Below are 5,266 nucleotides of genomic sequence, written 5' to 3'. Positions count from 1 at the left end.
GCGCCGGCCGCGCAGATCACGCGCCGCGTGCGGATCGTGCCGCGTTCGGTCGCGACGCCGACGACCGCGCCGCCCGCCGTCTCGATCGCGGTCACGCCGCAGCCTTCGAAGAAACGCGCGCCGGCCTCGGTCGCGCGCGCCGCGAACGCGGCGGCCACGCGGCGCGGCTCGGCCTGGCCGTCGGTCGCCGTGTACAAGCCGCCGAGGGTACGCGCGTGCGTCGACAGGCCGTTCACGCGTTCGTCGATCTGTGCGCGCGTCAGCGTGCGCGTGTCGAGCCCGTGCTCGCGCGCCACGGTGAGCCACGCCTGGAACGAGGCCCAGTCGTCTTCGTTGTCCGCCAGGTAGAGGCAGCCGCCCTGCCGCCATTCGAGATCGAAACCGAGCGCCTGCTCCAGGCCTTCCCAGATCCGCATGCCGGCCATCATCAGCGGCACTTCGGCGGATTCACGCCCTTGCTGTCGCACGAAGCCCCACGCGCGCGTCGATTGCTGGCCGGCGATGCGCGATTTGTCGAGCACGACGGCTTTCAAGCCGCGCAAGCCGAGGTAGTACGCGGCCGCGCAGCCCATGATGCCGGCGCCGACGATCACGACGTCGGCTTCGGGTGGAAATGCCGTATCGGCGTGGCTCAATGCGTCGTGCAGCGGATAGGTGGTGGTCATTGTTTTCTGTCGGATGTCAGGGCACGGCAGGCGAAGCTTAGCGCGTCGATGCCGCGATCGCCGAAGCGGCCGCGGCTGGCAAGCAACTGTTCGCGCAGGATCAGCGCGAGCGGCTGCTGTCCGTCGAGCGGGAAAACGGCGAGCCGTTCCTGTATCTGCCGGCGTAGCGCGCACGCGCAATCGATGCGCGTCGCGCTCGACCACGCCACGTCGAATGCCCGATCACCGCGCAACCATTCAGTCAGGACTTCACGGCCTGCGCGGGGCGGCCGCTGCACAAGCGCTCAGTGCGAATAGCGCGTTTGCGTGCCTGCCGTACGATCGAACGGCTGCAGCCTCGCGAGCTGCTCGATCGACATCGTGACGACTTCGAGAACATGCCGCGCGATTTCGTCGTCGGCCATGCCGGCGTTGACGTACTGCTCGATGCTCATCGTGCGGGGCGGGTAGCTGCCGGTTTCGTCATCGACGATGTCGATCCTGGCTGTCCGCCTCTCGGGCGACAGCACGATCTGGACGGTCTTGCCGTGAACGACGGTCTGCATGCACAAGGTGGACATTCGCGGTCTCCAATTGCGTTGCCTTCGGACGATCGATACCCCACAACGGGAGTCGTCAATCTACAAATTTCCCGACGCATTCGCAATATTCAGGCAGCAATGCCGGCCGTTCGGCGCACTACACCGCCGCTCGACCCGAGGCCCGCATGGCACGGGCCTCGGCACACGCCGCGCTACGCATAGCGGCTCAACCACTCTTCGGAGAATTGTCTGGCGTACGCGACCGCTTCGGCTTCGGTGTCGAATTCACCCAGCTTGCGGAACGCAGCCTCGCGGCTGAAACCCACCTTCGTGACCTCGACCTGCGCGGCGTATTTGCCGGTCTCCGTCACGCGCGGCTCGCAGTTCATTTCGTATCCGCGCATCAAGAATTTCTTCTGCATCGGTTCAAACGCTTTTTTGAGACGGCGAAATCGTAGCACGCGGCTTTGCTGGCGTCGAAAATGTAACTTCGTTGGTTTCACTAGAGGAAACCGTCCAGCGATCGTCCTACAAAAATGGCATGGCTACGTCGGTCCGGGCCAGTACGCGCCCTGCGCTGGTGCATCGCACGGCGATTACCTGCCGTCTCGTGCGCAATCGCATCCCGGTCCGTCGTCAATCCCATCCCGGTCCGTCGGAATGCGGACGTGAAGGCGTCGAACGCCCCGCCGCGCGCTCGCGCCGAGGCTGGTCGGACGTAACGTCATGACACACCTTTCACACAAACGCACCTTTCACAACACTGAATGACGACCATTTTGCGGTAAAGTTATCTTTTCCGTGCGTGGCCGGTCGGCTCGCCATTGGACGTCATGAAGACTGTCCGCCGAGACTGCCGCAAGGCGTCGTTCTGAACGTCACGATCCGTCCCCGTAGCATGACCACTGAAGCAATCACCACGGATTCCCTCGCGGTTGCCGAGCGCGTGCGCGAACTGATGACCCGCAACGGCATCGGCAAGCGCCAGCAGACCACCGAGCTGTGCCGCATCCTCGATCTGAGTTTCTCGCAAGGCCACCGCAAACTGCGCGGCAGCAGCCCCTGGACGCTCGCGCAGATCAAGAAAGTCGCCGAAGCGTACGGCGAACCCGCCGCCCAGTTGTTCGGCGCGCAAACGCTCGACCCCGGCATGGTCGGCGCCTATTCCCAGGAAGCCGTCCTGTATGCGGGCGTCGCCGAGATTCCGTGCACCGCCTGGATCGGCGCGCCGCTCGAAGCCGGCGCGCGCCCCGAGTTCGTCGCGTACGAACAGAACGGCCGCTGGCGCGTGCTGCGCCATACCGGCGTGCTGTACCAGAACGCGTACGACGTACACAAGATCGAGATCTATCCGCGCCGCGCGGAGAGCGACAAGCTCGTCGTCGCGGTGATCGACCCCGATCGCGTCAGCGCAACCGAGCTGTGCCGCTATCTCGAACGGCAGGGTTTCGCGACGGCCGCGTTCGACGGCCTCGCGGCGTTCGTCGACGCGCTGCAGGGTCAGGCCTTCGACGCGGTCCTGACCGAATGGCTGTTCGACGACGGGACGGCCGCCACCGCGATCAAGGCCGTGCGCACGTCCGACAACCCGGGCGCGCCGATTTTCGTGCTGACGGGCGACCTGCTCACCGGACGCGCGAGCGAGGCCGACATCAGCGAAGTGATCCGCGCGTTCGACGTGGTGTGCTACGAAAAACCCGCGCGCATGGCGATCCTCAGCGCCGATCTCGCGAAGCGGCTCACGCGCGGCTGACGTCCGCCGGGCCGGCCGCCCGAATCGCGAACGGCCAACCTCCGCGCGGCGCCGCGGGCATGAACGGGTTCCTCAGTACAATAGCCGCACCCGTTCACGCCCACGCCGGCATCCGCCGCCCGACGCCATGGCCCGCCTCATCCCCGACGACTGGAAAAGCCTCGCCGCGACCGGCGCGGCCGAACGCGAGCGCGAGACGCTCGCCGCGCTCGAACACGCGCTGCCCGACAGCTACACCGTGTATCACGGCGTCCACTGGACGCGCGCCGACCAGGCATTCTCGGTGTTCGGCGAAGCCGCGTTCGTCGTCGTGAGCCCGGCCGGGCGCGTGCTGCTGATCGAACAGAAGGCTGGCTTCCTGCGCGAGACCCCGAAAGGGCTCGTGAAGGTCTACCTGCAAAAGGAGCGCAATGTCCCGATCCAGCTCGCGCGCACGCAGGAGACGCTGCACCGGCGCCTGACGGCCGCGCTCGGCGCGGGCGTCTACGGCGTCGAGGCGCTGCTGTACTGCCCAGACTACTCGATCCGCGACGCGTCGATCGCCGGCGTCGCGCCCGACCGCATCGTCGATGCGTCGCGCAAGGCGCAGCTCGCGCAGGTGATCCAGCAGATCCTGCCCGAGGACGACGAGCACTTTCCGAACGCGCCGAAGCTCCACCATTTCCTCGCGGACGAACTCGCGCTCACGCCCGACACGAGCGCGCTCGTCGGGCAAGCCGGCACGCTCGTCACGCGGCTGTCGGGCGGGCTCGCCGCATGGGCGCGCCAGCTCGACTTCACGCCGTTCCGGCTGCGCGTGACCGGCACCGCGGGGTCGGGCAAGACCCAGCTCGCGGTGCAGGTGATGCGCGATGCCGTCGCGGCCGGCCAGCGCGTGCTCTACGTCTGCTTCAACCGGCCGCTCGCCGACTACATCGCGCGCATCGCACCGCCCGGCGCGAAGATCGCGAATTACCACCAGCTGTGCGACTGGGTCGCGCGTGACGGCGGCTATACGCCCGATTTCCAGGTGCCCGGCGAATTCGACCGGCTCGAGGCGCGCTTCGCGCAAGCGCCGATTCCCGAACGCTGGCGCTTCGACGTGCTGATCGTCGACGAAGGGCAGGATTTCCATGCGCCGTGGGCAGCCGCGCTGGAGCGCCTGCTCGTGCCGGACGGCGCATGGTGGTGGCTGGAAGATCCGCTGCAGAACCTGTACATGCGCGAACCCGTCGCGCTGCCCGGCTGGGTCACGTTGAAGGCACTCGCGAATTACCGCAGCCCGCGCGACCTGCTCGAATTCGTGCGCGACGTCGTCGGCCGGGTCGAGCCGCTCGCGGCCGAACTGCGTTCGGGCAGCCCGTTCGACGGGTCCGATCCGTCGGTGTCGGCCTACGGGGAAGAAGGCGCGTCGGGCGACGCACTGGCGCAAGCCTGCATCGACGCGACCAAGCGTGCGATCACGCAGGCGCTATCGCTCGGTTTCCGCAAGCAGGACATCGCGGTGCTGTCGTACCGCGGCCGCGAAGGCTCGGTGCTCGCGCCGCTCGACCAGCTCGGCCCGCACCGGATCAAGCGTTTCACCGGCAAGTACGACCTGTTCGGCAACCCCGAGTATCGCGAAGGCGACGTGCTGCTCGACTCGATCTACCGCTTCAAGGGCCAGTCGGCGCCGTGCGTGATCCTCACCGAGGTCGACTTCGACACGCTCGACGCGCGGGCCGCGCGCAAGCTGTTCGTCGGTGCGACGCGCGCGACGATGAAGCTGCTGATCGTCGCGTCGTCGCGCGCGGCCGCGCAACTGGCGGACGCGGCGGGTTGACGCGGCGGGCGGGCAAGCGCCTGCCCGTTACCGCGCCGCCGTCGTTTCGATTCAGGCGACGCGGAACGCGCCCACCGCGCGACGCAGCCCGTCGGCCTGTTCCTCGAGCGACGCGGCAGCCGCGGCCGCCTGCTCGACGAGCGCCGCATTCTGCTGCGACACCTGATCCATCTGCGACACCGCGCGGTTCACCTGCTCGATCCCGTCGCGCTGCTCGCTCGACGCGGCCGCGATCTCCGTCATGATGCCCGTCACGCGCCCGATCGCCTGCTGGATGTCCTGCATCGTCGTGCCGGCCATACCGACGAGCCGCGAGCCGGTCGCGACCCGTTCGACCGATTCGCCGATCAGCGTGCGGATTTCCTTCGCCGCGGACGCCGAGCGCTGCGCCAGCGTGCGCACCTCGCCCGCGACCACCGCGAAGCCGCGGCCTTGCTCGCCCGCGCGCGCGGCTTCCACCGCCGCATTCAGCGCGAGGATGTTGGTCTGGAACGCGATGCCTTCGATCGTGCCGATGATGTCGGCG

7 protein-coding genes are annotated in these 5,266 nt (G+C 67.8%); 2 read left to right on the top strand and 5 right to left on the bottom strand.

Annotated elements, in window-relative coordinates; translation table 11 throughout:
- From JMF90_RS22780 to JMF90_RS22765, 4 genes are all read right to left on the bottom strand, one after another.
- On the bottom strand, window positions 1–665 hold a 665-nt coding region (locus JMF90_RS22780), incomplete at its 3' end, for an FAD-binding oxidoreductase (protein ID WP_201325456.1).
- Entirely contained in the window at window positions 662–943 is a 282-nt protein-coding gene (locus JMF90_RS22775; protein WP_011547466.1) for a hypothetical protein, read from the bottom strand. The genes JMF90_RS22780 and JMF90_RS22775, both read right to left, overlap by 4 nt.
- Before the next feature lie 6 nt (window positions 944–949).
- Complete coding sequence (locus JMF90_RS22770) at window positions 950–1,225, bottom strand: hypothetical protein (protein ID WP_006478768.1); 276 nt, start codon at window positions 1,223–1,225, stop codon at window positions 950–952.
- A 173-nt stretch (window positions 1,226–1,398) separates the two neighbouring features.
- Window positions 1,399–1,608 carry a hypothetical protein gene (locus JMF90_RS22765; RefSeq protein ID WP_011547465.1) on the bottom strand — a complete coding sequence of 70 codons (210 nt, stop codon included), beginning with the start codon at window positions 1,606–1,608 and terminating at the stop codon, window positions 1,399–1,401.
- A gap of 476 nt (window positions 1,609–2,084) precedes the next feature.
- Between JMF90_RS22765 and JMF90_RS22760 the strand changes: the two genes are divergently transcribed.
- Complete coding sequence (locus tag JMF90_RS22760) at window positions 2,085–2,939, top strand: helix-turn-helix domain-containing protein (RefSeq protein WP_011547464.1); 855 nt, start codon at window positions 2,085–2,087, stop codon at window positions 2,937–2,939.
- A 127-nt stretch (window positions 2,940–3,066) separates the two neighbouring features.
- Window positions 3,067–4,740, top strand: coding sequence for an ATP-dependent helicase (locus tag JMF90_RS22755; RefSeq protein WP_011547463.1), 1,674 nt, complete (start codon window positions 3,067–3,069; stop codon window positions 4,738–4,740).
- 51 nt (window positions 4,741–4,791) lie between these two features.
- On the opposite strand, the gene JMF90_RS22750 is transcribed toward JMF90_RS22755, so the two are convergent.
- Window positions 4,792–5,266 (bottom strand): methyl-accepting chemotaxis protein (locus JMF90_RS22750; RefSeq protein WP_236598022.1); only part of this gene is annotated, 475 nt, incomplete at its 5' end.

The sequence above is a fragment of the Burkholderia sp. E168m23 genome, assembly GCF_016586125.1.
GTDB lineage: Bacteria > Pseudomonadota > Gammaproteobacteria > Burkholderiales > Burkholderiaceae > Burkholderia > Burkholderia orbicola.
This window is presented reverse-complemented; position numbering and strand designations above follow the sequence as displayed.

Bases quoted from the DNA above. Each gene is read 5' to 3' on its own strand.
- JMF90_RS22770 (WP_006478768.1), bottom strand. From the start codon at position 1,225: ATGTCCACCTTGTGCATGCAGACCGTCGTTCACGGCAAGACCGTCCAG.
- JMF90_RS22765 (WP_011547465.1), bottom strand. From the start codon at position 1,608: ATGCAGAAGAAATTCTTGATGCGCGGATACGAAATGAACTGCGAGCCG.
- JMF90_RS22760 (WP_011547464.1), top strand. From the start codon at position 2,085: ATGACCACTGAAGCAATCACCACGGATTCCCTCGCGGTTGCCGAGCGC.
- JMF90_RS22755 (WP_011547463.1), top strand. From the start codon at position 3,067: ATGGCCCGCCTCATCCCCGACGACTGGAAAAGCCTCGCCGCGACCGGC.